Consider the following 25823-nt stretch of genomic DNA (forward strand, 5'->3'; position numbering starts at 1 on the left):
GGAGCCGGCGGGAGGGGGGAGAGCGGCGGAACGCGGCGGGGGGGCGGGACGGGGCGCGGTGCCCGTCCCGGACGCCCGGTGAACGCCTGCGGCGTCGCGCCGCCGGGGTCAGCCGACCACGTGGCGCTCGTCGGGCACGCAGTGCGTCATGGTCAGCCCGGTGACGTCGCGGGGCGGGTTCTTGCCCAGGTTGGCCAGGCGCTCGCGGTCCTCGTCCGTCAGGGTCTGGCTCTGCAGCGGCTCCAGGTGGGAGACGTCGTCGGGGGAGATGCCGAGCCCCTCGCCGACGCGCAGCCCCAGCTCGTTCTCCACCAGCAGGAAGTGCCACACCATGCGTTCCTGGACCGGCCGGTCGCACTGGGAGAGCTGGTTGACGAAGTTCTTCACCAGGTCGTCGCGCTCCCAGTCCTCCATCAGCCGGAAGCGCTGGCCGGCCTGCTGGTAGTCGTTGGTGCGCGGGATGCGGGCGCGGGTGAGCCGGCCGCGGATCTCCGGGCCCTGCTCGTCGTGCGTGGGGTACTGCGCCTCGCGCAGGCCGCCCAGGATGGACGGCTCGTAGTTGACGATGGGGTTCTCGCTGCCGCCGTCCTGGTAGAACGCCATCTGGCCGTCGCGCTGGTTGGTGTGCACCGTGGCGTTCCTGGCCTGGTTGACCGGCAGCTGGAGGTAGTTCGGGCCGACCCGGTAGCGCTGGGTGTCGCTGTAGGAGAAGGTCCGGCCGACGAGCATCTTGTCGTCGGAGAAGTCCAGGCCGTCGACGAGGACGCCGGTGCCGAAGGCGATCTGCTCGTTCTCGGCGAAGAAGTCGTCCGGCATCCGGTTCAGCACCATCCGGCCGACGGGCTTCGGCGGGAAGTCCTGCTCCGGCCAGGTCTTGGTGTCGTCCAGCGGGTCCCAGTCCAGCTCGGGGTGGTCGTGGTCGTCCATCATCTGCACGAGCAGTTCCCACTCGGGGTAGTCGCCGTTCGCGACCGACTCGTACAGGTCCTTGGTGGCGTGGCCGAGGCTCTTCGCCTGGATCCTGGCGGCGTCCTCCTCGGTCATGGAGCGCACGCCCTGCTTGGGCATCCAGTGGTACTTGACCAGCTTGGTCTCGCCCCGCTCGTTGACCCACTTGTAGGTGTTGACGCCGAAGCCCTGCATGTGGCGGTAGTCCGCGGGGATGCCGCGCGGGCTGAAGAGGTTGACCAGCATGTGCATCGACTCGGGGGTCTGCGACATGAAGTCGAAGATCCGCCGGGACTGCTGCTCGAAGGTCACCGGGTCCGGCTTCAGGGCGTGGATGACGTCCGGGAACTTGATCGCGTCCCGGATGAAGAACACGCCCAGGTTGTTGCCGACGAGGTCCCAGTTGCCGTCCTCGGTGTAGAACTTCACCGCGAAGCCGCGCGGGTCCCGGGACGTCTCGGCGGAGTCCCGGCCGCCGATCACCGTGGAGAAGCGCACCGCGAGGTCCGTGCGCTTGCCCCGCTCCTGGAACAGCTTGGCGCGCGTGAACTGCGCGATCGGCTCGTCGCCCCACGCCCCGTACGCCTCGAAGAAGCCGTAGGCGGTGACGCCGCGGGCGTGCACCACGCGCTCGGGGATGCGCTCCCGGTCGAAGTGGCTGATCTTCTCCAGGAACTGGTAGTTCTCCAGCGTGGCCGGGCCGCGCGCGCCCACCGTGCGCTGGTTCTGGTTGTCGTAGACCGGGTGTCCCTGCCGGTTGGTCAGGACCTTCCGGTCGTCGCCCGGAGCGGGACCCTGGCTCGATACGTCCGTCATGTGCTCGGAGGCTCCTTCGACCTGAGCGGCTGCTGTCTCGTCGCGGCCGGGACCGTCGCCCCCGTGCGTCCGGCCGAAGTACCTGTGTCCCCCGCCGGCCCCCGACCATGCCTGTGAAAATGCGGTGTCACGCGACTGGCCGAGAATCGCCCCGCGTTCGGGGGGAAGAGGCGGCCGCCCGCGTCGCCGGCCGGGCGCGGCGGCGGCCGGAGCCGGGCCCGGGGCCCGGCCGCTCACGCTCCGCCCGTGCTCTCCCGGACGATGAGGCGGTGGGGCGCCGTGCGGTCCTGCGGGGCGTGGACACTCGCAGCCGGGTCCTCTACGCGCTGGAGCAGCAGGGACACCGCCGCGCGGGCGATCTCCGCCTTGTCCGGGGCGACCGTCGTCAGCGAGGGGATCATGAAGCGGGAGGCCTCGATGTCGTCGAAGCCCACCACGTGCACGTCGCCGGGCACGCGCACACCGTGTTCGTGCAGGGCCCGCACCGCGCCCAGGGCCAGGTGGTCGTTGAGGCAGAGCAGGGCGTCGGGGCGCTCGGGCCGCTCCAGCAGGGAGGCCGCCGCCCGCGCGCCGTCCTGCCAGTGGTAGGCGTCGACCGGGACCACCAGACCGGCGTCGAAGGGCAGGCCCGCGGCCTGAAGTGCCTGCTGGTAGCCCTGGGTGCGCAGGCGGTCGGTGCCCTGGCGGCCGCGCAGGGCGCCGCCGATCACCGCGATGCGCCGGCGGCCGCCGGCGAGCAGGTGCTCGGTGGCCTCCCGCGAGGCGCGGACGTTGTCGACGCCGACGTGGTCCGTGCGGCTCGCCCACGGCCGCTCGCCCAGCAGGACGACGGGGAGCCGCCGGTCGCGGGTCTCCAGGTCGTGCGGCAGCAGCGCCAGCGGGCTGAGGATCACACCGTCGGTGAACTGGGCGTCGAAGCCGTGCAGGGCGGCCAGCTCCCGCGTGCGCTCGCCGTTCGTCTGATGGAGCAGGACGGTCATCCCCCGGCGGTCCGCCTCGGTCATCACGTGCTTGGCCAGCTCGGAGAAGTACGCCACGTCGAGCTCCGGCACGACGAGGGCGATCATGCCGGTGCGGCCCTTGCGGAGCTGGCGGCCGGCGATGTTGACCCGGTAACCGAGGGCGTCGATGGCCTCCTTGACCGCGGCGCGGGTCTGCTCGGAGACGTGTTCGTAGTCGTTGATGACGTTGGAGACGGTCTTCGCGGAGACACCCGCGTACTCCGCCACGTCCTTGATCCTGGGTCGAGCCGCCACGCGCCCATCCTTTCACGGCCCTTCGCGGCCCCTTCCCGGCGCCGGACCACGGCCCCTCGCGCCCCCGCTCCGGCGCAGCGGCGTCGCGGAGGGTAGTCGTACCGTTTCCTTCGCGCCAACATATTTACATCGATGTAATGGCGTGGTGCCATAGCCCCGCACCCACTCGCACCTGTGATGCAAGGAGCACCATGCCCGTCCTGCCCCCGTCGGACCTGCCCCGCCCCGAGTACCCGAGGCCGCAGTTCACCCGCGAGGCCTGGCTCAATCTCAACGGTGAGTGGCAGTTCGAGATCGACAAGTCGGACACCGGTCTGGAGCGGGGGCTGCGGGACCGCGAGCTCCCCGGCACCATCACCGTCCCGTTCTGCCCCGAGTCGGCGCTGTCCGGCGTCGAGGACACCGACTTCCTGGAGGCCGTCTGGTACCGGCGCACGGTCACCGTGCCCGCCGGGTGGGCCGGCTCCCGGGTGCTGCTGCACTTCGGCGCCGTCGACCACGACGCCACCGTGTGGGCGAACGGTGTGGAGGTCGCCCGGCACCGCGGCGGCTTCACCCCGTTCACGGCCGACCTCGACGGTGTGGCCGAGGCCGGGCAGGAGGTGACCCTCGTGGTGCGCGCCCGCGACACCCGGCACGGCCCCCAGGCCCGCGGCAAGCAGGCGACCTGGTACGCCAACACCCACTGCCACTACACCCGCACCACGGGCATCTGGCAGACGGTGTGGCTGGAGCCGGTGCCCCGCGCCGCCCGCCTGAAGCGCCCGCGCATCACCCCGGACCTGGCCTCGAACTCCTTCTTCCTCGACCTGCCGCTCACGGCGAACCTGCCGGGCCACCGCGTGCGCGCCACCCTCAGCGACGAGCGGGGCGAGGTCGCCGCCGCCGACAGCCGCGCCGACCTCGACCTCACGCCCAAGCTGGTGCTGCGCGTCCCCGAGGACCGGGTCCGCGTGTGGTCGCCGGCCGACCCGCACCTGTACGGCCTGCGGCTCGAACTGCTCGACGCCGACGGCGCGGTGGTCGACGAGGCGGGCTCGTACGCCGGGCTGCGCTCGGTGTCGCTGCACGGCAAGCGGCTGCTGCTGAACGGCGAGCCGGTCTTCCAGCGGCTCGTCCTCGACCAGGGCTACTACGCGGACGGCCTGATGACCGCGCCCACCGACGCCGATCTCGTGCGCGACATCGAACTCGGCATGAAGGCCGGCTTCAACGGCGCCCGGCTGCACCAGAAGGTCTTCGAAGAGCGCTACCTGTACCACGCCGACCGGCTCGGCTACCTGGTCTGGGGCGAGTTCGGCGACTGGGGCTGCGAGACGGGCGTGCGCGACGACAACCAGCGGCCCGACGCCTCCTACGTCGCCGAGTGGCTGGAGGCGCTGGAGCGCGACCACTCCCACCCCTCGATCATCGGCTGGTGCCCGCTGAACGAGACGTACCAGCACCTGCACGACCGCATCACCCAGCTCGACGACGTCACCCGCGCCATGTTCCTGGCCACCAAGCAGGCCGACCCGAGCCGGCCCGTCATCGACGCCTCGGGCTACGCCCACCGGGTGGCCGAGACCGACGTGTACGACTCCCACCACTACGAGCAGGACCCGGCCGCCTTCGCCGAGATCATGAAGGGCCTCGCCGAGGACGCGCCGTTCGTCAACGCCGGCCCCGACGGCCGCCCGTGGTCGCTGCCGTACAAGGGCCAGCCGTACTTCTGCAGCGAGTTCGGCGGCATCTGGTGGGACGCGGCGGCGATGGACGCGGCGGGCGACGAGACCGACTCGTCCTGGGGCTACGGCGAACGCCCGCGCACCGTCGAGGAGTTCGTCGCCCGCTTCACCGGCCTGACCGGCGTGCTCCTGGGCGACGAGAACATGTTCGGCTACTGCTACACGCAGCTGACGGACGTCTTCCAGGAGCGCAACGGCGTCTACGGCTTCGACCGGTCGGAGAAGTTCGACACCGAGCTGCTGCGGCGGGCCCAGCTGCGGCCCGCCGCCTACGAGAGGCGCGGCGAGCGGGGCTGACCACCGGGCGTGCCCGGCGCCCCGCCGACCCTCCTGGTTTACATCGATGTAGAACAGCGTAGTCCGTGCCGTTCCGCCGTCCCCGGCGCACCGCCGCCGGGGACGGGCGGACGGCACCGGGAAGGAGTTCCATGCCCGCATCGCCCCCGTCGTCCGCGCGCAGCAACGGGCCGGGTCTGTCCCGGCGCCGGATGCTGACGGCGACGGCCGCCTCCGCCGCCGCGCTCCTGGGCGCCGGCGCCCTGAGCGGCTGCGGCTCGGCGCTCGCCGCCGACGACGACACCGTCCGCCTGTGGGACCTGTTCAGCGGCGCCGACGGTGGCCTGCTCAACACCATGGTGGACGAGGCCGCCCCCGACATGCCGGGTACGAGGATCGAGCGCACGGTGCTGGAGTGGGGGACCCCCTACTACACCAAGCTCGCCATGGCCTCCGCCGGCGGCCGCGGCCCCGACGTGGCCGTCTCCCACATGTCGCGCCTGGCGGGGTACGCCCCCTCCGGACTGCTCGACCCGTGGGACACCTCCCTGCTGGAGGAGTTCGGCCTCGGGCGCGAGGACTTCACCGACGCGGTGTGGCAGCGCACCCAGTTCGAGGGCCGCACCTACGCCGTACCGCTCGACACCCACCCCTTCATCGTGTTCTTCCACCCCGGGCCGACCGCCGACGCCGGCCTGCTGACGAAGGACGGCACGCTCGACACCGACGCGTTCTCCAGCCCCGACTCCTTCCTGGAGGCGGGCCGCGAACTGGCCAAGGCGTCGGGCGGGCAGGGCATCGCCTTCGGCTACGTCACCGACACCGCCCAGGGCTGGCGCCTGTTCTACGGCCTGTACCGGCAGACCGGCGGCCGCTTCGACCTGCCCGAGGGCGGCCCGGCCGAGGTCGACGAGGACCGCATGGCCGAGGTCATCGCCTTCATGGCCAAGCTGGTCGACGGCACCGTCAACCCCAGGCAGCTCGACTACGCCTCCGGCATCGCTGCCTTCACCAACCGGCAGACCGCGATGATCCTGTCCGGGGAGTGGGAGCTCGGCACCTACCGCACCGCCGACAAGGACGTGGGCGCGGCCCCCTTCCCCACGGTGTTCGGTACCCCGGCCGTCTACGCGGACGCCCACTCGTTCGTCCTGCCCAGGAAGCCCGACGCCGACCCCGGGCACCGGCGCCGCACCCACCAGGCCGTCGCCGCGCTCCTCAAGGCGGGCCAGACCTGGGCCACCGCGGGCCACATCCCCTCGTACGGCCCGGTCACCCGCACGAAGGACTACCGCGCCCTTCAGCCGCAGGCCCACTACGTGCAGGCCCAGGAGCACGTGGTGCTCGACCCGGCCGTGTGGTTCGCCGGAGCCGGCTCCGACTTCCAGAACGCCATGTCCCAGGTCCTCCAGCAGGCCCTCCTCGACGGCCTCGCGCCCGACCGCGCCGCCCGGGCGATGGTCCGCCGTCTGAACACCTTCCTCTCCAAGCCCAGCCCGGCCTGAACCGGCTGCACCTCAGCGCAGGAGGCACAACGATGTCCTCTCCCCACGCTTCGCCCCGTACCGCGCCACCAGTACGCCGGTTCCTGCCGCCCGGCCTGCTCTTCGCGCTCCCCTTCCTCGTCCTCTTCGGCGTCTTCATGGTCTGGCCCCTGGCCCAGGGGCTGTGGATGAGCCTCACCGACGCCTCCTTCTCGGCCCACGCCCCCGCCTTCGTCGGCCTCGACAACTTCACCGAGGCGTTCGGCGACGCCGAGATGTGGCGCGGCCTGTGGCACACGGTGTGGTTCACCCTGCTGTCCACGGTGCCCCTGGTCCTGGTGGCGCTCGGCATGGCCCTGCTGGTGCACACCGGGCTGCCGGGACAGTGGGTGTGGCGGCTGGCGTTCTTCGCCCCCTACCTGCTGCCGGTCGGCGTGGTCAGCCTGCTGTGGATCTGGCTGTACCAGCCGGACCTCGGCCTCTACAACCACCTCCTGCGCGCGGTGGGCCTGGACGGGGTGGCGTGGCTCAGCGACGAGTCCGTGGCGATGTACGCGATCGTGCTGGCCACCCTGTGGTGGACGGTGGGCTTCAACTTCCTGCTCTTCCTCGCGGCCCTGCAGGCGGTCCCCGACCACCTCTACGAGGCGGCCGCCATCGACGGCGCCGGCGCCTGGCGCCGCCTGTGGTCGATCACCCTGCCCCAGCTCGGCCGGATCACGGCGGTCGTCACCGTGCTCCAGATCCTGGCCTCGCTGAAGGTCTTCGAGCAGGTGTACCTGCTCACCAAGGGCGGTCCCGACAACTCCACCCGGCCGATCCTGGAGTACATGTACGACGTCGGCTTCACCGGCTACCGGCTCGGCTACGCCTCCGCCATCAGCTACATCTTCTTCGTACTCGTCCTCCTTGCCTCCGCCGTCCAGATCGTCGCCCTCCGCCGCAAGGAGAAGTGAGATGGTGTCCACCGACGTCACCGCGCGCCCGGCCGCCCCGGTCCTCCCGCGCGCCTCGGCCGCCGCACGCCCGCGCCGCGGCACGAACCTCACCCTGGGCGAGAGCGGACTCGCGAGAGTCCTCGCCCTCCTCGCCCTTGCGGTCTCCGCCGTGCTGTGGCTGCTGCCCCTGGCCTGGGCCCTGCTGACGGCGTTCAAGTCGGAGCAGGACGCCAGCGACCCCGTCGACTGGTTCTGGCCGAAGCACGGCTGGACCCTCGACGGCTTCACCACCGTCGTCGAGCGCGGCGCCCTGCCCCTGTGGATGCTCAACAGCCTCCTCATCGCGGGCGCGGTCACCGCCGTCACGGTGCTGGTGTCGGCGATGGCGGGCTACGCGTTCTCCCGGACCCTCTTCGCCGGCCGCCGCGGGCTGTTCGCCCTCACCGTCGCCGCGGTGCTCGTGCCGCCGCAGATGCTGATCGTGCCGTGGTTCCAGCAGATGCTGACCCTGGGCATCGCGGACACCTACGCCGCGGTCATCCTGCCGCAGACGGTGGCACCCGTGATGGTCTTCATCCTGAAGAAGCACTTCGACTCGCTGCCGCGCGAGCTGGAGGAGGCCGCCCGGATCGACGGCGCGGGCCACTGGCGCATCTTCTGGTCCGTGCTGCTGCCGCTGTCGCGTCCCATGCTCGCCGCCGTGGCGATCTTCGTCTTCATCGGCGCGTGGAACAACTTCCTGTGGCCCTTCGTCTCCACCTCGGACCCGGCCCTGATGACGCTGCCCGTCGGCATCACCTCGGTGAAGGACGCCTACGGCGTCCAGTACGCGCAGACCATGGCGTCCGCCGTGCTCGCCGCCCTGCCGCTGGTGGCCGTGTTCGTCTTCTTCCAGCGCCACATCGTGAAGTCGGTGGCGACCACGGGCCTCGGCGGGCAGTGACGGCACCGCGCGGTGCCGCCGCTGGTCTCGCACCACTACCGCATCGCGGACGGCCGGGCCGACACCTTCCGCTCGCCCCACCGCTACGTCTGGCCCGCCGAGCTCGACCTCATGGCGCGGCTCGCCGGGATGAGCAGGAGCGAACGGTGGGAGGACTGGGACGGGACGCCCTTCACCGCGTCGAGCAGGACCCACGTCTCCGTCCGGCGGAAGCCGCCCGGCGCCTCCTGAGCGGCGCGGACCGCGGCCGGGACCGGAGCCGGGGCCGGGAAGGGGCGCGCGCACCGGCCGCGGCCGGTGCGCGCGCCGGTCAGGCCGGGAACGGTGTCATCCGGACGCCTGGTCGCTGTCCCGGAAGCTGCCCCAGCCGTGCCAGCGCTCGATCTCGATCCAGGCGCTGACCCGCTTGCGGTCCCGCTGCGAGTAGGGCTGGCCGAGGTAGTGCCGAGACAGCCGGTCGATGTCGGTCAGGTCGGGGTCGTCGCGCATCTCCGTGACCCGCCCGATGAGGGTGACGTGCGTGTACCAGTCGGACTCGTCGAGGACGGTCAGCGTCACGCGCGGGTCCTTGCGGATGTGGTCGAGCCGCTTGCGGCCCTCGTCCATGTTGACCAGCACCCGGCCGTCGTCCCAGAGGTACCAGGTGGCGGTGGACACCGGCTGCCCGTCGGAGGCGCGCAGCGTGGTGATGACGGACGGGTTGGGCTTCTCGAGCATCTCGACGGCGGCTTCGGGCAGGGGCGGCTTCGACATGGGCTCTCCTGTCGTACGGGTCGTGCGCGGGCCGGTGCGCGGTGCGGAACCGGACACACCATGATCCACACATCACGACTCTACGTTCCCGGTCCGCGGCCCCCTGGTACCCGGGGGCGCCCGGCTCACCCGTCCGGCCGCCGCGGCACACCGCCGCGCGGTGGCCCGCGGTGCACGACAGCGCGGTGCACGACGGCGCGGTGCACGACGGCGCGGTGCACGACGGCGCGGTGCACGACGGCGCGGTGCACGGCGGCCCGGCTCCGCGCACCGTCGTCCGGGCGGACCTCCGGCCGGGCGCGGCCGACGCGTCCGGCGGAGGACGGCGCTCAGTCCGCCGTGTCCCAGGCGACCGGCATCCTCGCCGGGCCCCGGGTGGCCAGCCCGTCCTTCCACTCGATGCCCTCCTCGGCGCCGGCGAACCGCAGCCCGGGCAGCCGGCGCAGCAGCGTGTCCAGGGCGACCTGGAGCTCCATGCGGGCGAGCGGGGCGCCGAGGCAGTGGTGCGGCCCGTGCCCGAACCCGACGTGCGAGGACTCCTTGCGCAGCAGGTCGAGCCGGTCGGGGTCGGTGTAGACGGACTCGTCGCGGTTGGCGGAGGCCATGGCGGGCAGGACGGGCTCGCCCGCGCGGACCGTCACCCCGCTCAGCTCGACGTCCTCCAGCGCGTAGCGGGCGATGCCGGCGCCGGTGCCGAGCGGGACGAAGCGCATCAGCTCCTCGACGGCCCGCGGCACCAGGGACAGGTCCGCGCGCAGCGTCTCCAGCTGCTCGGGGTGGTTCAGCAGGACGTACACGAAGTTGGGGATCTGCGAGGCCGTGGTCTCGTGCCCCGCCACGAGGAGCCCCTCGGCGAGGGAGAGCATCTCGCCCTCGGACAGCCGGTCGTCCTCGTCGCGCGCGACCACGAGACCGCTGAGCAGGTCCTCCCCGCCGCCCCCCGCCGCACGGCGCTCCGCGATCAGTCCGGCCATGTACTCGCGCAGCCGTCCCACGTACAGCCGCACCTCGTCGGGGGTGTACTTGGTCGTGGACAGGAAGGCGTCGGACCAGAGGCGGAAGTCGGTCCGGTCCTCGTAGGGCACGCCCAGCAGTTCGCAGATGACGGTGATGGGCAGCGGCAGCGCGAAGTCCTCCACCAGGTCGGCCGGCGCGCCCCCGGCCAGCATCGCGTCCACGAGCCCGTCCGCGATCTGCTGCGCGCGCGGGCGCAGCCGTTCGACGCCGCGGACGGTGAACGCCTTCGTCACCAGGCGGCGCAGCCGGCTGTGCTCCGGCGGGTCCATGCTCATGATGGTGTCCGGCGGCAGCAGGTGGGGCCGCATCCGCGGCTCGTCGCGGCCGACGCCCGCCGCCCGGCTGAAGCGCGGGTCGCCGAGGACGGTCCTGACGTCCTCGTACCGGGTGGCCAGCCACGCGGCCTCACCGTACGGCAGCCGCACCCGGGTCAGGGGCCGCTCCGCGCGCAGTGCCGCGAACAGGGGGTCGGGTTCCAGCCGGTCGGGTTCGCCGAAGGGGTAGGTCGTGGGCTCTGCGCTGGTCATCGCCGGGCTCCTCACTGCGCTCGTCGCTTTCGTCCGGCTCCGCCGGACGCCGGGGTGGCGCCGGACCGGCCGCCCTCAGTCCTCCTTGAGGCTGATCACCGCGGCGGGACAGGCCGCCGCGGCCTCCTGGGCGGCCGTCCACAGCGGCCGCGGCGGCCGCGCGTCCAGCAGCTCGACGATCCCGTCGTCCTCGCCCTGGTCGAAGACGTCGGGGGCGTTCAGCACGCACTGCCCGGCCCCGACGCACTTGTCCCGGTCGACCTCGATCTCCACGAAGCCTCCTTCCGCGGGCAGGTGGTCCCCGCCCTCCGTCCCGTCGCGCTCCGCTCCCGCACCGTTCGGCAGACGACCGTCGTTCGACAGACGGCTGTCTTGGTTTTTACGTTAGCAATCAAGTAAGAAACCTGTCTGGTTGACGCGCGGGTGTGGCCGAAAACGGTACGGCGGACCGGGCGCGGACCCGCGTGATCCCGGGCGTGCACGCGGTGCCGGGGGTCCGCCACGGGGCGGGGCGTGGCTCGAAAGGGATCCACTGGCGTCACAATGACCGGCATGCATACCGACACACCGGCGCATCCGTTCCCGGCGGAGCCCGGCGCCCCGCGGCGTGCCACCCGCGGCGGGCAGGCCGAGGCCACCCGCGAGCTGCTGCTGCGCACGGCCGAGCGGCTCTTCGCCGAGCGCGGCCTCGCACAGGTCTCCAACCGCCAGATCGTGGAGGCCGCCGGCCAGGCCAACAACTCCGCGCTGACCTACCACGTGGGCACCCGCGCCGACCTCATCCGCGCCCTCACCCGCAGCCACGCCGAGCCCATCGCCCGGCGCACCCGGCAGATGGTGGAGCGGGCGCGCGGCTCCACCGACCCGCGCGACCACGTCGCCGGCCTGGTGCTGCCCTACACCGAGCACCTGGCCGGCATGGGCAACCCCAGCTGGTGCGCGCGGTTCACCGCGCAGATCTCGACCGACCCCGCCTTCTCGGGCGACGTGCGCTCCGACCCGCTGCTGGCGCCCTACTTCGAGGAGGGCCTGGACGCGGTGTCGGCGTTCCTGCCCGGCCTGCCGCCGCCCGAGGCGGCGCTGCGCGACCAGACCATGCGCCTCGCCGTCATCCACACCTGCGCGGAGCAGGAGCGCACCGCCGCCCGCACCGGTGTGCCGGCCGACTGGGACCTCGTCGGCGAGGCGCTCACCGACGCCGTCACCGGTCTGCTGCTGGCACCGCGCCCGCAGCGGCCGTGAGCGTGCCGGCGCCCGCGGGTCCGTCGGGTCCGCCGCGCCTCCCGCCGGCCCGGCCGACGCGTCCGGGCGACGGGCCGCCGGTCCCCGCACGGTGTGCGGAAGGCGGACGGTGTGCGGGAGGCGGTGCGGCGCGGACGGCCGGCGCAACGGTGTGCGCCGGCCGTCCGCGGGGTCTCACCTGTGCCGTCGGGCGTCCGCGGGGCGGCACCCTGTCACGCGTGCCGCAGGGCGTCCGCGGGGCGGCGCCCGGGCCGGCGGACGGAACGCCCGCCCGCCGGTGCCGCGGCGACGGCGGTCACTTCTCGGGCATCAGGACGGTGTCGACGATGTACACGGTGGCATTGGCCGTCCTCACGTTGCCGCACACCACATCGGCGCTGTCGTTCACGGTGTAGGACTCGTCCGCGCCGGAGGTCGTCAGAGCCGACTTCTCCAGGGTGTCGTACGTGCCGTCCTGCAGCTGGGCGGGCGTGAGCCTCTTGCCGACGACGTGGTAGGTCAGGATCTTGGTGAGCTGCTCCTTGTCGGCCAGCACCTTGTCCAGGTCCGCCTTCGGGATCTTGGCGAAGGCGTCATTGGTCGGGGCGAAGACGGTGATGTCCTGGGCGTTGTTGAGGGTGTCGACGAGGCCGGCCTTCTGCACGGCGGTGACCAGCGTGGACAGGGCGGGGTTGTGCGAGGCGGCGGTGGCGACCGGGTCCTCGGCCATGCCGTCGAAGGAGCCCGCGCCCTCCTTCGGCACCGACGAGCAGGCCGGGCCGAACGGCTCGGCGCCGTCCTTTCCCCCGGCGGTGCCCTCGGCGGGCGCCGACTCCGCCGCGGTCGACGCGGACGTGCCGGCCGCCTTGTCGCCGCTGTCGTCGGAACAGGCGGTCAGCGCCAGCGGCAGCACGGCGGCGGCCGCCACGGCGACGGCGGCACGGCGGAAACGACGGGTCTGCTCGTTCATCTCTTGCTCCCTGTACGGGTGTCGGTGTTTCACGGGTTCCGGCACGCGCCCGGTGGGCGCGGCCGAGGGGGAAGGTTCAGGGGGTCATCCGACGGTGACCACGACGGAGTGCCGTCCGCTCGCGCCGTCGGGCACGGTGCGGGTGCGTCGGTCCGTCTGCGTCCGGCCGTCGCGGTCGGTGGCCCGGACGGTGAGCGTGTGGGTGCCGGGAGAGGCGTCCCAGGCGTACGACCACTGCCGCCAGGTGTCGCGGCTGTCCTCGGCGGCGAGGTCCGCCGGCTCCCACGGGCCGTCGTCGACGCGCACCTCGACCCGGTCGACGCCGCGGTGCTGCGCCCACGCCACCCCGCCGACCATGACGGTGCCCGCCCCCGGCCGGGCGAAGGGCCTGGGGGTGTCGATGCGGGACTGCGTTTTGACCGGCGCCCTGCGCGCCCACTTCCGCCGGACCCAGTAGGCGTCGTACGCGTCGAACGTGGTGAGTTCGATGTCCTCGATCCACTTGCACGCGGACACGTAGCCGTACAGGCCGGGCACGACCATGCGGACGGGGAAGCCGTGCTCGAAGGGGAGCGGCTCGCCGTTCATGCCGAAGGCGAGGAGGGCGTCGCGGCCGTCCATGACGTCCTCGACGGGCGTGCCGAGGGTCATGCCGTCGACGGAGCGCGCCACCAGCTGGTCGGCGGGACCGCCCCGGGAAGGAGGCCGCACACCGCAGTCGGCGAGCAGGTCGGCCAGGCGCACGCCCAGCCAGCGGGCGTTGCCGACGTACGGTCCGCCGACCTCGTTGGACACGCACGTCAGTGTGATGTCGCGTTCGACGGTGTCCCGCGCCATCAGGTCCGCGAGCCCCAGTGCGACCGGACGGGTCACACCTTTCCCGTGGACGCGCAGCCGCCAGGAGTCCGCGTCGACCCGGGGCACGACGAGCGCGGTGTCCACCCGGTAGAACGCCTCGTTGGGGGTGATGAACGGCTGCATGCCCGGGACGCGCAGCCCGGCCCGCCTCGGCACGGGTGGCGCGGGGGAGCCGGGCGCGGGCAGCACCACCCTCGCCCGGGAGGCGGCGGCGTCGCGGGCGCGCGCCCCGCCGAGGAGCCGGCCCAGCGCCCCGGCCCCGGTCGCCGCGGCCGTCACCGCCACCGCGGTCAGGGCGAAGCCGCGCCGGTCGACGCCGTCGCCCGTGTGCGCCCCGCCCGCCTCGTCCGCAGGCGCTGCCGAGGCCGCACCGGGGGTCCGGGGAACGAGGCGGCCCGCGAGGACGAAGAGCACGGCGGCCCCCACGAGCGCCCCGGCCAGCGAGGGCAGCGCGTCCACCACTCCGGTGGCGTCCGGGCGGCTCACCGCCGCCGCGCCGCCCACCAGGCCGAACAGCGCGACACCGGCCGCGCCGAGCCGCCGCCGGCGCACGGCCAGCAGCCCGAGCCCCAGCGCGAGCAGGGTCACGACAGCGAGGACGCCTAGGTGCAGCACGAGCTTGTCCTGCGTGCCGAACGTGCGGATCGCCCAGTCCTTGACGGGCGCCGGCGTCCGGTCGACGGCCGCGCCGCCCACCGCCACCACCGGGCCCGCCCCGGGCCGGACCGGCGCGGCCGCCAGCTCGGCGACCGCCAGGGCGGTGTACGCCGCGACGGCTCCGCCGCACGCGCCGAGGGCGGCGCGCCGCGGCGTCACGCGCCGGGCCGGTGTCCTGTCTTCTGTGCTCACACCGGTGGTCCGGGCCCGGGACGGCGGTGGATTGGATTTCTCCCAGGGACTCATCCGATGGGCGGAACTTCCGCCCTGCGACCCATCCGGACCCCGTCCGGCCACGGATCATTCGCCCGTGGGCGCGCACGGAACCGTACGGGACACCCGTGTCCGGACGGCACCAATCCGCGGGGACGCCCGCTCCGGATTACCCGGAACCGCCGGACACCCCCGAAGGACCTGACTGTGAGAGAAGCCGTCCACATCGGCAGAGAGCCGTCGCCCCGGCCGGACCTCGACGAGCTGATGACACTGGTCGCCCAGGGCGACCAGGACGCGTTCGCCGCCCTCTACGACGCCCTCGCCGGCTCCGTGCTCGGCGTGGCCCGCGGCGTGCTGCGCGACCGCGCCCAGTCGGAGGAGGTGGCCCAGGAGGTCCTCGTCGAGGTCTGGCGGACCGCCGCCCGCTACCGCGCGGACCGCGGCACGGCCGTGAACTGGGTGCTCACCCTCGCCCACCGGCGCGCCGTGGACCGGGTCCGCTCCGTCGAGGCCGCCGCCGCGCGCGACCACAGGGCGGCCCTGCTGGACCGCACGACCGCGCACGACGAGGTGACCGAGCAGGTCGAGGTCCGCCTGGAGCACGAGCAGGTGCGCCGCTGCCTGCGCACCCTGACCGAGGTGCAGCACCAGTCCGTCACCCTGGCCTACTACCGGGGCCTGACCTACCGCGAGGTGGCGGAACTGCTCTCGGTCCCGCTCGGCACGGTGAAGACACGGCTGCGCGACGGCCTCATCCGCCTGCGCGACTGCCTGGGGGTGACGGCGTGAGGACCATCGACCTGCACACGCTGACCGGCGCCTACGCCCTGCACGCGCTCGACGACGAGGACCGCGCGGCGTTCGAGCACCACCTGCGGGACTGCCCCTCGTGCGCCCAGGAGGTCCGCGAACTGGCCGCCACCGCCGTCCGGCTGGGGATCGCCGCCGCCACACCCCCGCCGCCCGCGCTCAAGGACGAGGTGATGCGCCGCATCGCCGCGGTCCGCCAGGAGCCGCCGCCCACCGCGGCCCCGGCACGGTCCGCGGTCCGCCGCGCCGGCGCCGCCCGCCTGCCGCGCTGGGCCCTGGCGGCGTGCCTCGCCGCGGCCGCCGCGCTCGGCGGCACCACCGTGTGGCAGTACGACCGGGCGCGGGACGCCAGGGCGGAGGCGAGCCGCGCCGAGCAGCGGACGCAGCGGATCGCGGAGGTCGTCGCCGCGCCCGACGCCAGGACCCGCACCGAGGCGCTCGGCGGCGGGGCCCGTGCCACGGTGGTGGTCTCGCAGAGCCGCGACGAGGCCGTGTTCGCCGCCTCGGGCCTGGCGGAGCCGCCGTCCGGCAAGGTCTACCAGCTGTGGTTCGACGACGGTGGCACCATGCGGCCCGCCGGCCTGATGGACCCGGCCCGCGGCTCCGGGGCCGTCCTCATGGAGGGGCGGGTCGGCGACGCCGCGGGCATGGGCGTCACCGTCGAGCCCGCGGGCGGCTCCGAGCGGCCCACGTCCGCTCCGCTGGCCCTGGTCGAGTTCCCGGTGTGAGGCGGGAGGGGACGGACCGGCACGGCGTCCCGCGCGCCCCGGGGGCGGGACGCGCGGGACGCGGCCCCGCCCCCGCCTCCGCGCCCGCCGCGGCGTGTTCCCGTCCCCGCGTCCGCCGCGGTCTCCTCCCGTCGCCCGCCGGGCGCGTACCTTCTTCCCGGTGCCCGGACCGGACGGGACCGTGCTGCGGCCGTCCGGTCCGCGCCGTATGGCGTGAACTGCGGGCCGGGCGCGGTTTGGGGTGCTGCCCGCGGGTGATTCGTGTGGAGTGCGCCGTGTGCCGCCGTGACGTGCGCCGGTGCGCGGGAGTGACGCGGCGAACGGGAAGGAGCCCACGTGGAGTCCGATGCTCGGGCGGAGGGACGGGGCGGGAACACCTCCCAGGAGGCGGACCGGCCCGACGCGAACCGGTGGCGGGCCCTGTGGGTCACCCTCGTCGCCGGGTTCATGATCCTCCTCGACGTCACCATCGTCGCGGTGGCGCTGCCCTCCCTCCAGCGGGACCTGAACGCCTCGGTGGCCTCCGTGCAGTGGGTCGTGTCGGGGTACGCCCTCGCCTTCGCCCTCGCGCTGGTGACGGCCGGCCGGCTGGGCGACGCGCTGGGCAGGCGCCGGGTCTTCCTGCTGGCCCTGACCGGGTTCGTGGTGTTCAGCGCCGCCGCGGGCGCCGCGCCCACCGTCGTCTGGCTGGTCGTGGCCCGGCTCGCGCAGGGCGTCGCCGCCGGCTGCCTCGCCCCGCAGAACTCCGCCCTCATCCAGCAGATGTTCCGGGGTGCCGAGCGCGGCCGGGCCTTCGGGCTGTTCGGGGGCACGGTCGGCGTCTCCAGCGCGGTCGGCCCCATCGTCTGCGGCCTGGTCCTCACGGTCGCCGACGGGCCCCAGGGCTGGCGCTGGATCTTCTACGTCAACATCCCGGTCGGCGTGCTCTGCCTGTTCCTCGGCCACCGGCTGCTGCCCAGGACCGGGCCCGGGCGCCGGGGCGGCCTCGACCTGCCGGGGGTCGTCCTGCTCGGCACCGGCGTGCTCGCCCTGATGCTGCCGCTGGTGCTCGCCGAGTCGGGCGGACTGCGGCGGCTGTGGTGGCTGTTCCCGGCCGGTCTGGTGCTCCTGGCGGCCTTCGCCCGGTGGGAGCGGCGCGTCGTGGACCGCGAGGGCCAGCCGCTGCTCGACCCGCGGCTGCTCACGAGCGCCCGCGGCTACGCCACCGGCGCCGGCCTGGCCACCCTGTACTTCGTCGGTTTCAGCGGCGTGTGGCTGGTGTTCGCGCTGTTCTTCCAGAACGGGCTCGGCTACTCGCCGCTGCAGTCCGGCCTCGCGGTCACACCGTTCGCGATCGGGTCCGCCTCGGCGGCGGTGGTGGCGGGGCGGCTCGTGGAGCGGCTGGGGCGGCTGCTGACGGTGATCGGCCTCGTCGGGGTCGTCCTGGGCCTCGGCGGCACGGCGCTGATCCTGTGGCTCGTCCCCGCGCACCTCGCCGCCTGGTGCGCGGCGCCCGTCCTGCTCCTGGGCGGGCTCGGCAGCGGCTGCGTGATCTCCCCGAACGTGACGATGACGCTGCGCGAGGTGCCGGTGCGCATGGCCGGCGCGGCCGGGGGAGCGATGCAGACGGGACAGCGGCTCGGCGGCGCGCTGGGCACCGCGGCCCTGCCCGGCCTGTTCTACCTGGTGCTCGGCTCGACCGGGAAGGACTACCACGCGGCCGTCGCGGCCTCGGTGGGCTCCGGCCTCGTCGCCGTCCTCGGCGCCCTGGCCGTCGCCGTGCTGGACTGGCGGCGCGACCGCGCGCGGCCCGTCGCGCAGGACCGCCCGCAGAGGGCCTCCGGGCACGGCCGCGCCCCCGCGGAGGGCCACTGAGCGGGCCCCTCCGCCGCCTCGTGCCGCCGGCCGCCCGGGGCGCGCGGACGCCCGTCCAGGGGGCGCCCGTGACGGCCGCCTCTCCCGTGCCGCGCGTGGCGCCCCCGTCCCGTCCGCCACCCCATCAGGTACCCGTCAACACCGCACTCACCTGGACCGATTGAGTTGGTGGTACCCCAGGAGTAGCCTGGTGACATGCCAGCGCTCAACGTGGAATTCTCCGAGTCGGAACTCGAGGACCTGCGGGCGATCGCCCGCGAGCAGGGCGTGCCGATGAAGGCGTTCGTGCGGGCCTCCGCCGCGGACGCGATCGCCCACCACCGGGCGCTGCGCGAGGGCGCGGCCGTCTTCCAGCGGATATTCGCCGACCCCGATCTGGCCAGCGCCATCGCCGCGGCCGGCATCGACGACGGGCCGGCCCCCGGCCCGTCGGGCAGGGCCGCCTGATCCATGCCCGCCGTCCACATCGACGTGCGCTGGCTGCTGCAGCAGCACGAGACCGCACTGCCCGAACAGCCGCACATCAACGACTTCTCCGCCCTGGTCGCGGCCGTCGCCCGGCACCGCGTCGACCCGCCCCGCCTCGGCGTCGACTCCGACGCGTCCTGGCGCGCCGCCGCCCTCCTGCACACCCTGCTGATGCTGCGCCCCCTGCCGTCCCTGAACGTGCGCTACGCCTGCGCGGTGACCATCGCCTACATGCACGCCGCGGGTGAGGGCATCGACTCCCCCTACGGCGAGCTCGTGGAGCTGTGCAAGGACCTCCTCGCCAACAAGGGCGACGTCTTCGCCGCCGCAGACAAGATCCGCTCCTGGCGCATCTGACACCGCCGGCCGCGGGCGGCGGCGCACCGCTGTGTGCCGAAGCCGACACCGTTCGGTGCCGCAACCCGGCATGTCGCGCTCTACATTGCTGTAGAAGTGTGTTCCGGAACGCGGCGTCCGACAGGCCCGTCCCGTCGAGCGGCCGGACGGGGGCGCCGCGCCGCGCGAAGGAGCAGGGAACAACGGCATGACCCCTCAGCACGACCCCGCAGGGCCCCCGCACGACCCCGTGGAGACGGCGCCGCGGACCGCCCGCGGGACACTGGCGAAGTGGGCCCGCGGCGTCACACGGTCCCGCTGGTTCGCGCTCACCGTGTTCGCCCTGATCCTCCTCAACGCGGCGCTGCTGGGCGTGGAGACGTACAGCGGACTGGTGCGCGACTGGAGACCGTGGTTACGGCTGGCCGAACACCTCTGCCTGGCCGCCTTCACGGCCGAGCTGGCGCTGCGGGCCTGCGCGTACGCCGACCGGCCCCGGGAGTTCGTGCGCGACCCCTGGAACCTCTTCGACCTGGCCGTCGTGGTCTCCGCGTTCCTGCCCGTGGTGCGCGAGAACGGCACCGTCCTGCGGCTGCTGCGGCTCGCCCGCGTCCTGCGCACGGCCCGCTTCCTGCCCCAACTGCGCATCGTCATGGTCGCGGTGGCCCGCAGCCTGCCGGGCACGGTCAGCTTCCTGCTGGTGGGCGCCCTGCTGCTCTACCTCTACGCCATGGTCGGCTGGGTGTTCTTCGCCGAGCGGGACCCCGAGCACTTCGGTTCGATCGGCCGCGCCGTGCTCACCCTGTTCCTCCTGATGACCCTGGACGGCCTGGGCGACGCCGTCCGCGCGGGCCTGGAGATCTCGCGGTGGAGCATCGTCTACTTCGCCTCCTACGTGCTCCTCGCCAGCTTCGTCCTGGTCAACGTGCTCATCGGCGTCGTCATCAGCTCCCTGGAGGAGGCGCGCGAACTGGAGCGCGAGCAGGAGGGGCAGGAGGAGCAGGGGGACGACTCCGGGGCCGTCCCGCCCCCGGTGGCCGCGCCCGTGCCCGCCGCGCGCCGCGCGGCCGTACCGGGGCCCGCGGACCCCGGGCCCCGGCCGCACCCCGGCGCGGGGCACCACCGTCCGCACACCGACGCCGAGCACCACCGTCTGCACGCCGACATCGCCGCCGTACGGCAGGCGCTCGACCACCTCGAAGCGGACCTCCGGCGCCTGTCGGCGCCGCGCCCCGGGGAGGCGCGGGAGGACCGGTCCGCCGCCACGGCGCTGTCCCGCCTGCCCTGAGGACGCCGCCCGGGCCCGGCGGGCCCGGGCGGGCCGCGGGGCCCGGGGCGCTCAGTGGGGGAAGACGCGCGGCGGGCGCTGCCGGGGCAGGGTGTCGCGGAACTCCGCGATGACGGAGGCGACCTGCCGGATCAGCTCCGTCCCCTCCAGCAGGCCGAGGTAGAGGTTGCGCCGGGCGAGTCCGGTGGCGTCCACGCAGAAGTAGAGGGCCATCAGCGGGTTGACGAACAGTTCGCCGCCCCTGGTGCGTTCGGTGAACCCGACGTCGCCGAAGTCGCCGCGGACGGCGGCGGCGACGGAGCCGTTCACGATGCTGGGACGGCTCGGTGTGCACTGCTGGGCGTGTGCCACCGCGTCGAGGTAGAGCGCCCCCTCACGGCTGTGGCGCGGCAGCGAGAACGCGCCGAGGAAGGCGCCGTCGCGCTCCAGCGCCGCCAGGTTCTCCAGGACGAGCGAGTGGTTGACACCGTGGTAGGCGTCCACGCCGAAGCCGAGGCAGGCCACCAGGCGGTGCGGGACCTCGTCGAGCCCGGCGACGGCGGCGAGGCTCGCCATGTCCTCCTCCGGAGTGCCGAGGCCGTGCTCGTCGCCGCGCATGAGGATGTCGGTCCCGCCGTCCACCAGCACGACGGCGTCCACGCCGCCCAGGTGCTCCAGCAGGGAGCGGTAGGCGGCGCGCAGCGGCCGCACCCCCGTCTGCGGGAACGCGTACACGGTGCAGGGCAGGTCCCGCGAGGCGAGCCACCGGGCGAGGGTGCGCTCGGGGAAGTAGTCGCCGCGTGCCGCGGTGCCGGGGCGCACGGCCGCCACGTCCTCGGCCACCCACACGTCCGCGGCGAGGCCGTACAGGTGGGAGAAGGAGAGGTTGGCGAGGTGCACCTCCTTGCCGGCCGAGCGCAGGGCCAGGGCCAGCGGCAGGCCGGAGTAGACGTCGAAGCCGCCGCCCGCGCCGGCGACGAGGATCCGCCGCGCGTCGCGCAGGCGGGTGAACAGGGCGGGCTCGCTCAGGGAGAACACCGCAGGACGCTAACAGGGCCCGCGCGCCCCGCCGTACACGTTTTCCCCGCCGTCCGCGCCGACCATCCGCAGCAGCGGTACGAGGTCCAGCAGGCTGGCGACGGTGCGCGTCGCGCCCGCCGCCCGCAGCCGGGACTCGTCCGTCCGGCCGGTGGCGACGGCGAGGACCCGCACCTTGTTGGCGCGCCCGGCCGCGACGTCGGCGACGGTGTCCCCGACCAGTACGACGTCGTCGGACGGCCACAGGGGGGTCGCCAGGACGGCGCTGCTGCGCCGGACGGCGAGGTCCACCAGGGCGGAGCGCTCCTCGTGGTCGTCGCCGTACCCGCCGCAGGCGAACCGGATGGGGCCGGCCAGGCCGAACGCCTCCAGCTTCAGGCGCGCCACGGCCCGGGTGTTGCCGGTGACCACGCCCTGCACGACGTCGCGCCGCGCGGCGAGGGCCGCGAGGGCGGCGGCCGCGCCCGGCAGGACGTGCCCGTGCTCGCGCAGGTCCGCGGCGCGCAGCCGGTGACGCCGCGCCGAGCAGCGGGCGAACGCCTCGAACAGGGCGCGGTCGCCGGCGACGCCGTTGAGGCGGCACGTCTCGCGGAAGATGACGGGCTCGGTCAGTCCGTCGACCCCGGACCTGCGCCGCATCGGGCGCCCGGTCACCGCCGCGAAGCAGTCGCCGAAGATCGCGCGGCCGACACCGCCCGTGCTGATCAAAGTGTGGTCGATGTCCCAGAGAACCAGTCGCACTCGGGCACCTCCGAACAGCCGGCTGTGCGGTACCAGCGCTCACGCTGTCACACATTCGGGGCAACCGCCCCGCTCCGGCACCGCCCCTTCTACGCTGCCCCTCATGGTGAGCAAGGGGGCCGCTGCGATGGATCTGCCCACGCTCGGCATCGGTGACAGGATCCGCCACCACCGGCGCCGGGCCAACCGCCGGCAGGCGGTGCTGGCCGGACTGTGCGGCATCAGCGAGGACTACCTGTCACAGATCGAACGGGGCGAACGCACCCCGTCCGGCGAGGTGCTCATCAGAATCGCCGCCGAGCTGGGCGTGCACGTCGCGGTCCTGCTCGGCGACCCGATGGTGCCCGCCGGGACCGCCGCGCCGCCCACGGCCGACGCCGACGTGGTCGGCGCGCTGCTGGGCACCGCGCCCCCGGCCGGGCCCCGCCCCGCGGCGCTGCTGCGGGCGCGGGTGGAGGAGGCGTGGCTGATCTGGCAGACGTCGCCGGAGCGCTTCACACGGATCGAGCCCCTGCTGCCGGACCTCGTCGGCGCCGTCGGGGCCGCCGTCCGCGCCCCGTGCGCCCCGGCCGACGCGGCGGAGCGCCGGGAGGCGCTGCGGGCGGCCGCCGACCTGTACGGGCTGCTGCGCTCGTACTGCCGCCGCACCGGCCGCGTCGACCTGTCCCTGCTCTGCGCCGACCGGGCCCTGCGCGCCGCCGAGGACGCCGACGACCCGCTGCGGATCGCCGCCGCCCGGTGGAACCTCGGCCAGGTGCTGCTCGCCCGGCCCGGCCAGGAAGAGGCCGCGCGCGAGGTGGCCCTCCGCGCGGCCGAGAACCTCGACAAGGAGTGCCGGGGCCGGTCCGCGGCGGCCCTGCGCGGCGCCCTGGAGCTGATCGCCGCGCTCGCCGAGGCCCGCACGCGCCGCGTCTGGGCCGCCCGCGAACGCCTGCACCGGCGCGTCCTGCCGCTGGCCGCGCGGACCGGCGAGCACAACACGCTGTGGACCGTGTTCGGTCCGACCAACGTCTCCCTGCACGCCGTCAGCATCGAGATGACGGACGGCGACGCCGCCGAGGGGCTCCGCACGGCCGACCGGATCGACCCCGGCCGGCTGCCGTCGCGGGAGCGGCGGTTCACCTTCGCTCTGGAGGTGGCGGCCTGCTACCACCTGCGCCGGGAGGACCCGGCCGTCCTGGCGCACCTGCTGGAGCTGGAGCAGCTCGCCCCGCAGGACCTGCTGCGCTCGCCCCTGGCCCGCGAGCTGCTGCTGTCCCTGCTGCGCCGCGCCCGCCCGCTCTGCCGCCGCCAGGCCACGGACCTGGCCGAGCGGCTCCGCATGGTCTGACCCGCCCCCCTTCCCCCTTCCTCCCCCTCCTCTCTTCGCATCCCTTCCGGGCCCTCCCTCCGCACCGGCAGCACCGCCCGGCTCCCGCCGTTCCGCACGGCGCGCACACGCCGTGCGCACCCCCATGGTCCGCCCACCCGAGCTCTCAGCACGGGTGCGGCCGCCGCGCCGGCCGTAACGTGCCCGCACATGCCTACGTCCACCGCGGGATCCATCGATGCATCTCCCTCACGTCCTCCAGGTCCCTCATGACGCGCACGCCACCGCCGGCGTCCGGGACACCTGGATCGCTCCGGCCGGCCGGAGCTGGGACGCCATCCGCACCGTCAGGTCGACCGGCCTGCGCGCCCTGGACCGGCTGCCCGGCCGCCCCGGCGCCGTGCTCGTGCACCCGCGCCACCTCTGGCTGTACTTCCTCGTACCGGCCGGTGCGGCCACCGCCTGGGACCTGCCGCACACCACCGCCCTGAGCCGCAACTCCCACCTGGTCCTGCCCCCGCCGGACCGCGAACTGCCGCCCGGCCCCTACTGGCTGCTCTCCCCCCGCCGTGTCCCCCTGTGCACCGAGACCGACGTCCTGCGCACCGCCCTGCGGTGCGTTCTCGACGGTGATCGCGTGTGACACGGTCCCGTGCGGCGGCTGTTCCGCGGGCCGGCCGTCCCGTGTGACGCAGGCACCCCCGAGTCGCGTGGTCCGGCGGAGTCGGCGCCGCCGGGCCACGCTCCCCGCGCCGGCCGCCTCCCCGGTCCGGGAGGCGGCCGGCGGGGCATCCGGTGCCCGTGCCGATGTGCCGCCGACCTGCGGGCAGCGTCTGACACGGATGTGCCGGGGCAGTGCGGAGGAGGACGGTGTGGCGACCATCCTGGCGGCGGACGACGACGCCGACGTCCGCCACGTAGTGGCGTTCAGGCCGGCCCACGCCGGTCACACCGCCGTGGAGGCGGAGGACGGGCAGCGGACGTGGGAGACCGCCCGCACCCGGGACGACCTCGCGCTGGCGGTGCTCGACGTCCGGATGCCGGGCCTGACCGGGGTGGAGGTGCGCGGGCGGCTGCGGCGGGACCCCGCCACGGCCCGGCTGCCGGTGATCCTGCTGACCGCGCAGGGCGGCGAGGACGACGTGGAGGCCGGGTTCGGCGCGGGCGCGGACGACTACGTCGCCAAGCCGTTCAGCCCGCGCGAGGTGGGCAGCCGGATGCGGGCGGTCCTGGCCCGGACGGAGCGGCACGGCGTGTGACGGAGGCGGCCCGCGACCGCGCCGAACCAGGCTCACGGCCGTCGCACGTGCCGCGCCCGCCGTCCGTGCTCCCGGTCAGTCCCCCCGCTCGCCGGTGTCCGTCGGCGGGCAGGGAAGATGGCAGGTGACGACCGTGCCGCCGCCGGGCGCGTCGTCGACGGAGAGCGTGCCGCGGTGGGCGACGGCGATGCGCACGCAGACGGCCAGGCCGATGCCGGAGCCGGACGTGGTGGTGTCCAGGCGGGTGAAGGGGCGCAGCGCCGCCTCGCGCTGCGCGGCGGGGATGCCGCGCCCGTTGTCCCGTACCCGGAGGTTCCAGCCGTCCGGGTCGCCGTCGCAGCTCACCTCGATACGCGGCGGACGGCCGGGGCGGCGGTACTTGACCGCGTTGTCCAGCAGGTTCTGCAGCAGCCTGCGCAGCTGCACCGGATCGCACGGGATCGTGGGCAGCCCCTCGAAGCGCACCTCGCCCCCGGCCGCGGCCAGGTCGCCGTGCAGGTCCTCCAGCACCGCGCGGACCAGCGCGCCCAGGTCGGTGTCGACCAGGTGCAGCCGGCCCGCGAGCCGGGCGAAGGCGAGGGCGGCCTCGATGGTCTCGTTCATGCGGACGGCGAACCGCTCGACACGCTCGGCCAGCGCACGGGCCCGCGGGTCCCCGGCGACCGGCGGGAGGTCGGCCAGCAGGCTCGCGTGGCCCAGAATGCCGGTCAGCGGGTTCTTCAGGTCGTGGCTGACCTGACCGGCGAACTGCTCCAGCGCCTTGTTGGACCGCTCCAGCTCGGTCCGCGCCTGGTCGGCCGCGTGCAGCGCGTGGTGCACGACGTGCCGGTGGCGGTGCAGGTCGAGCACGTCGACGACCAGGGCGGCGAGGTCGTCCAGGGCCGCGCACTGCTCCGGGGTCAGCGACCGTACGCGCCGGTCGAACACGCACAGCGTGCCCAGCGTCTCGTTCTCGGCCGTACGCAGGGGCGAGGCGGCGTAGAACCTGACGCCCTTCGACGGCGAGGTCACCCACGGATTGGCGGCGAAGCGCGGATCGAGGCGGGTGTCCGGGACCACGACCTGGCCGGGCGCGGCGATGCTGACGGCGCACATGGAGTCCGCGCGGGAGCACACCGTCTCCTCGATGCCGACGGCGGCGATCTGGTGCTGCTCGTCCCTGGAGACGATGTTGACGGCGGCCGCGGGGACCTCGCACATGTGGGCCGCCAGCCGGACGACGGCGTCGAGGTCGGGCGGGGCCGGCGCGTCGACGATGCCGTAGCGGCGCAGCACCTCCGGCCGGCGCTCCTCCGCGTCGCCGTCGGCCGCGCTCATCGGACCCCTCTCCCGCCCGCCGGACGAAGTCGCGGACATCCCTTCCGTCCTCTGCCCGCCCGCGCGGCGCACCCGGCCGCCGTTCACCC

The 25823-nt window shown here is 74.4% G+C and carries 25 protein-coding genes; 15 read left to right on the forward strand and 10 right to left on the reverse strand.

Annotated elements, in window-relative coordinates; translation table 11 throughout:
• Nucleotides 1–108: 108 nt before the first annotated feature.
• Together IE271_RS24200 and IE271_RS24205 are read right to left on the reverse strand one after the other, a co-directional pair.
• Nucleotides 109–1764 carry a catalase gene (locus tag IE271_RS24200; protein ID WP_190192526.1) on the reverse strand — a complete coding sequence of 552 codons (1656 nt, stop codon included), beginning with the start codon at nucleotides 1762–1764 and terminating at the stop codon, nucleotides 109–111.
• Nucleotides 1765–1997: 233 nt separating this feature from the next.
• Nucleotides 1998–3020, reverse strand: coding sequence for a LacI family DNA-binding transcriptional regulator (locus IE271_RS24205; RefSeq protein WP_190192527.1), 1023 nt, complete (start codon nucleotides 3018–3020; stop codon nucleotides 1998–2000).
• 191 nt (nucleotides 3021–3211) lie between these two features.
• Here IE271_RS24205 and IE271_RS24210 point away from each other — a divergent pair, with 191 nt between their 5' ends.
• The 5 genes from IE271_RS24210 to IE271_RS24230 all read left to right on the forward strand — a co-directional run bounded on the left by IE271_RS24210 (nucleotide 3212) and on the right by IE271_RS24230 (nucleotide 8619).
• Entirely contained in the window at nucleotides 3212–5044 is a 1833-nt protein-coding gene (locus tag IE271_RS24210; RefSeq protein ID WP_190192528.1) for a glycoside hydrolase family 2 protein, read from the forward strand.
• Nucleotides 5045–5175: 131 nt separating this feature from the next.
• Complete coding sequence (locus tag IE271_RS24215; protein WP_229919532.1) at nucleotides 5176–6528, forward strand: extracellular solute-binding protein; 1353 nt, start codon at nucleotides 5176–5178, stop codon at nucleotides 6526–6528.
• 32 nt (nucleotides 6529–6560) lie between these two features.
• Nucleotides 6561–7463, forward strand: a complete 903-nt coding sequence (locus IE271_RS24220) for a carbohydrate ABC transporter permease (protein ID WP_190192529.1) — start codon at nucleotides 6561–6563, stop codon at nucleotides 7461–7463.
• Between the two features lies 1 nt (nucleotide 7464).
• Nucleotides 7465–8388 (forward strand): carbohydrate ABC transporter permease, encoded by a 924-nt coding sequence (locus IE271_RS24225; RefSeq protein WP_190192530.1) that lies wholly within the window; start codon nucleotides 7465–7467, stop codon nucleotides 8386–8388.
• Between the two features lie 12 nt (nucleotides 8389–8400).
• The gene (locus tag IE271_RS24230; RefSeq protein ID WP_373308823.1) at nucleotides 8401–8619 is read left to right on the forward strand and encodes a hypothetical protein; all 219 of its coding nucleotides are present in this window, start codon (nucleotides 8401–8403) and stop codon (nucleotides 8617–8619) included.
• 96 nt (nucleotides 8620–8715) lie between these two features.
• Here IE271_RS24230 and IE271_RS24235 read toward each other — a convergent pair whose 3' ends face one another.
• The 3 genes from IE271_RS24235 to IE271_RS24245 all read right to left on the reverse strand — a co-directional run bounded on the left by IE271_RS24235 (nucleotide 8716) and on the right by IE271_RS24245 (nucleotide 10958).
• Nucleotides 8716–9141, reverse strand: a complete 426-nt coding sequence (locus IE271_RS24235; RefSeq protein ID WP_190192531.1) for a PPOX class F420-dependent oxidoreductase — start codon at nucleotides 9139–9141, stop codon at nucleotides 8716–8718.
• Nucleotides 9142–9470: 329 nt separating this feature from the next.
• A complete protein-coding gene (locus IE271_RS24240; protein ID WP_190192532.1) occupies nucleotides 9471–10685 on the reverse strand; it encodes a cytochrome P450 in 1215 nt (404 codons plus the stop codon).
• Nucleotides 10686–10760: 75 nt separating this feature from the next.
• Nucleotides 10761–10958, reverse strand: a complete 198-nt coding sequence (locus IE271_RS24245) for a ferredoxin (protein ID WP_190192533.1) — start codon at nucleotides 10956–10958, stop codon at nucleotides 10761–10763.
• A 279-nt stretch (nucleotides 10959–11237) separates the two neighbouring features.
• Here IE271_RS24245 and IE271_RS24250 point away from each other — a divergent pair, with 279 nt between their 5' ends.
• A complete protein-coding gene (locus tag IE271_RS24250; protein ID WP_190192534.1) occupies nucleotides 11238–11927 on the forward strand; it encodes a TetR/AcrR family transcriptional regulator in 690 nt (229 codons plus the stop codon).
• A 295-nt stretch (nucleotides 11928–12222) separates the two neighbouring features.
• On the opposite strand, the gene IE271_RS24255 is transcribed toward IE271_RS24250, so the two are convergent.
• Nucleotides 12223–12876: a fasciclin domain-containing protein gene (locus tag IE271_RS24255; RefSeq protein WP_190192535.1), complete on the reverse strand. Its 654-nt coding sequence runs from the start codon at nucleotides 12874–12876 to the stop codon at nucleotides 12223–12225.
• An 84-nt stretch (nucleotides 12877–12960) separates the two neighbouring features.
• Nucleotides 12961–14583: a molybdopterin-dependent oxidoreductase gene (locus tag IE271_RS24260; RefSeq protein WP_373308824.1), complete on the reverse strand. Its 1623-nt coding sequence runs from the start codon at nucleotides 14581–14583 to the stop codon at nucleotides 12961–12963.
• Between the two features lie 228 nt (nucleotides 14584–14811).
• Between IE271_RS24260 and sigK the strand changes: the two genes are divergently transcribed.
• The 6 genes from sigK to IE271_RS24290 all read left to right on the forward strand — a co-directional run bounded on the left by sigK (nucleotide 14812) and on the right by IE271_RS24290 (nucleotide 20091).
• Nucleotides 14812–15396 carry an ECF RNA polymerase sigma factor SigK gene (sigK, locus tag IE271_RS24265; protein WP_190192537.1) on the forward strand — a complete coding sequence of 195 codons (585 nt, stop codon included), beginning with the start codon at nucleotides 14812–14814 and terminating at the stop codon, nucleotides 15394–15396.
• Nucleotides 15393–16145, forward strand: coding sequence for an anti-sigma factor (locus IE271_RS24270; protein ID WP_190192538.1), 753 nt, complete (start codon nucleotides 15393–15395; stop codon nucleotides 16143–16145). Before sigK ends, IE271_RS24270 begins: the two co-directional genes overlap by 4 nt.
• A 336-nt stretch (nucleotides 16146–16481) precedes the next feature.
• Complete coding sequence (locus IE271_RS24275; protein WP_190192539.1) at nucleotides 16482–17999, forward strand: MFS transporter; 1518 nt, start codon at nucleotides 16482–16484, stop codon at nucleotides 17997–17999.
• Nucleotides 18000–18194: 195 nt separating this feature from the next.
• Nucleotides 18195–18446 (forward strand): hypothetical protein, encoded by a 252-nt coding sequence (locus IE271_RS24280; protein ID WP_190192540.1) that lies wholly within the window; start codon nucleotides 18195–18197, stop codon nucleotides 18444–18446.
• A gap of 3 nt (nucleotides 18447–18449) precedes the next feature.
• Nucleotides 18450–18824 carry a toxin Doc gene (locus tag IE271_RS24285; RefSeq protein ID WP_190192541.1) on the forward strand — a complete coding sequence of 125 codons (375 nt, stop codon included), beginning with the start codon at nucleotides 18450–18452 and terminating at the stop codon, nucleotides 18822–18824.
• A 187-nt stretch (nucleotides 18825–19011) separates the two neighbouring features.
• Nucleotides 19012–20091 (forward strand): ion transporter, encoded by a 1080-nt coding sequence (locus IE271_RS24290; protein ID WP_190192542.1) that lies wholly within the window; start codon nucleotides 19012–19014, stop codon nucleotides 20089–20091.
• Nucleotides 20092–20142: 51 nt separating this feature from the next.
• On the opposite strand, the gene IE271_RS24295 is transcribed toward IE271_RS24290, so the two are convergent.
• Together IE271_RS24295 and IE271_RS24300 are read right to left on the reverse strand one after the other, a co-directional pair.
• Complete coding sequence (locus IE271_RS24295; protein ID WP_190192543.1) at nucleotides 20143–21108, reverse strand: DUF1152 domain-containing protein; 966 nt, start codon at nucleotides 21106–21108, stop codon at nucleotides 20143–20145.
• Between the two features lie 9 nt (nucleotides 21109–21117).
• On the reverse strand, nucleotides 21118–21849 hold the full coding sequence (locus IE271_RS24300) for an HAD family hydrolase (RefSeq protein ID WP_190192544.1): 732 nt from the start codon (nucleotides 21847–21849) through the stop codon (nucleotides 21118–21120).
• 103 nt (nucleotides 21850–21952) lie between these two features.
• Between IE271_RS24300 and IE271_RS24305 the strand changes: the two genes are divergently transcribed.
• The 3 genes from IE271_RS24305 to IE271_RS24315 all read left to right on the forward strand — a co-directional run bounded on the left by IE271_RS24305 (nucleotide 21953) and on the right by IE271_RS24315 (nucleotide 24417).
• Nucleotides 21953–23179, forward strand: a complete 1227-nt coding sequence (locus tag IE271_RS24305) for a helix-turn-helix domain-containing protein (protein WP_190192545.1) — start codon at nucleotides 21953–21955, stop codon at nucleotides 23177–23179.
• A gap of 217 nt (nucleotides 23180–23396) precedes the next feature.
• Entirely contained in the window at nucleotides 23397–23801 is a 405-nt protein-coding gene (locus tag IE271_RS24310) for a hypothetical protein (protein WP_190192546.1), read from the forward strand.
• 229 nt (nucleotides 23802–24030) lie between these two features.
• Entirely contained in the window at nucleotides 24031–24417 is a 387-nt protein-coding gene (locus IE271_RS24315) for a response regulator (RefSeq protein WP_190192547.1), read from the forward strand.
• Between the two features lie 75 nt (nucleotides 24418–24492).
• Here IE271_RS24315 and IE271_RS24320 read toward each other — a convergent pair whose 3' ends face one another.
• Entirely contained in the window at nucleotides 24493–25734 is a 1242-nt protein-coding gene (locus IE271_RS24320) for a GAF domain-containing sensor histidine kinase (protein WP_190192548.1), read from the reverse strand.
• Nucleotides 25735–25823: the final 89 nt, after the last annotated feature.

The organism is Streptomyces minutiscleroticus, from assembly GCF_014650875.1.
GTDB classification, from domain to species: domain Bacteria; phylum Actinomycetota; class Actinomycetes; order Streptomycetales; family Streptomycetaceae; genus Streptomyces; species Streptomyces minutiscleroticus.

What these genes read in the sequence shown, in the direction of transcription:
- IE271_RS24225 (WP_190192530.1), top strand. Translation starts at nt 7,465, where the DNA reads ATGGTGTCCACCGACGTCACCGCGCGCCCGGCCGCCCCGGTCCTCCCG.
- IE271_RS24285 (WP_190192541.1), top strand. Translation starts at nt 18,450, where the DNA reads ATGCCCGCCGTCCACATCGACGTGCGCTGGCTGCTGCAGCAGCACGAG.
- IE271_RS24305 (WP_190192545.1), top strand. Translation starts at nt 21,953, where the DNA reads ATGGTGAGCAAGGGGGCCGCTGCGATGGATCTGCCCACGCTCGGCATC.
- IE271_RS24255 (WP_190192535.1), bottom strand. Translation starts at nt 12,876, where the DNA reads ATGAACGAGCAGACCCGTCGTTTCCGCCGTGCCGCCGTCGCCGTGGCG.
- IE271_RS24220 (WP_190192529.1), top strand. Translation starts at nt 6,561, where the DNA reads ATGTCCTCTCCCCACGCTTCGCCCCGTACCGCGCCACCAGTACGCCGG.
- IE271_RS24235 (WP_190192531.1), bottom strand. Translation starts at nt 9,141, where the DNA reads ATGTCGAAGCCGCCCCTGCCCGAAGCCGCCGTCGAGATGCTCGAGAAG.
- IE271_RS24200 (WP_190192526.1), bottom strand. Translation starts at nt 1,764, where the DNA reads ATGACGGACGTATCGAGCCAGGGTCCCGCTCCGGGCGACGACCGGAAG.
- IE271_RS24215 (WP_229919532.1), top strand. Translation starts at nt 5,176, where the DNA reads ATGCCCGCATCGCCCCCGTCGTCCGCGCGCAGCAACGGGCCGGGTCTG.
- IE271_RS24250 (WP_190192534.1), top strand. Translation starts at nt 11,238, where the DNA reads ATGCATACCGACACACCGGCGCATCCGTTCCCGGCGGAGCCCGGCGCC.
- IE271_RS24310 (WP_190192546.1), top strand. Translation starts at nt 23,397, where the DNA reads ATGCATCTCCCTCACGTCCTCCAGGTCCCTCATGACGCGCACGCCACC.
- IE271_RS24240 (WP_190192532.1), bottom strand. Translation starts at nt 10,685, where the DNA reads ATGACCAGCGCAGAGCCCACGACCTACCCCTTCGGCGAACCCGACCGG.
- IE271_RS24320 (WP_190192548.1), bottom strand. Translation starts at nt 25,734, where the DNA reads ATGAGCGCGGCCGACGGCGACGCGGAGGAGCGCCGGCCGGAGGTGCTG.
- IE271_RS24210 (WP_190192528.1), top strand. Translation starts at nt 3,212, where the DNA reads ATGCCCGTCCTGCCCCCGTCGGACCTGCCCCGCCCCGAGTACCCGAGG.
- IE271_RS24290 (WP_190192542.1), top strand. Translation starts at nt 19,012, where the DNA reads ATGACCCCTCAGCACGACCCCGCAGGGCCCCCGCACGACCCCGTGGAG.
- IE271_RS24280 (WP_190192540.1), top strand. Translation starts at nt 18,195, where the DNA reads ATGCCAGCGCTCAACGTGGAATTCTCCGAGTCGGAACTCGAGGACCTG.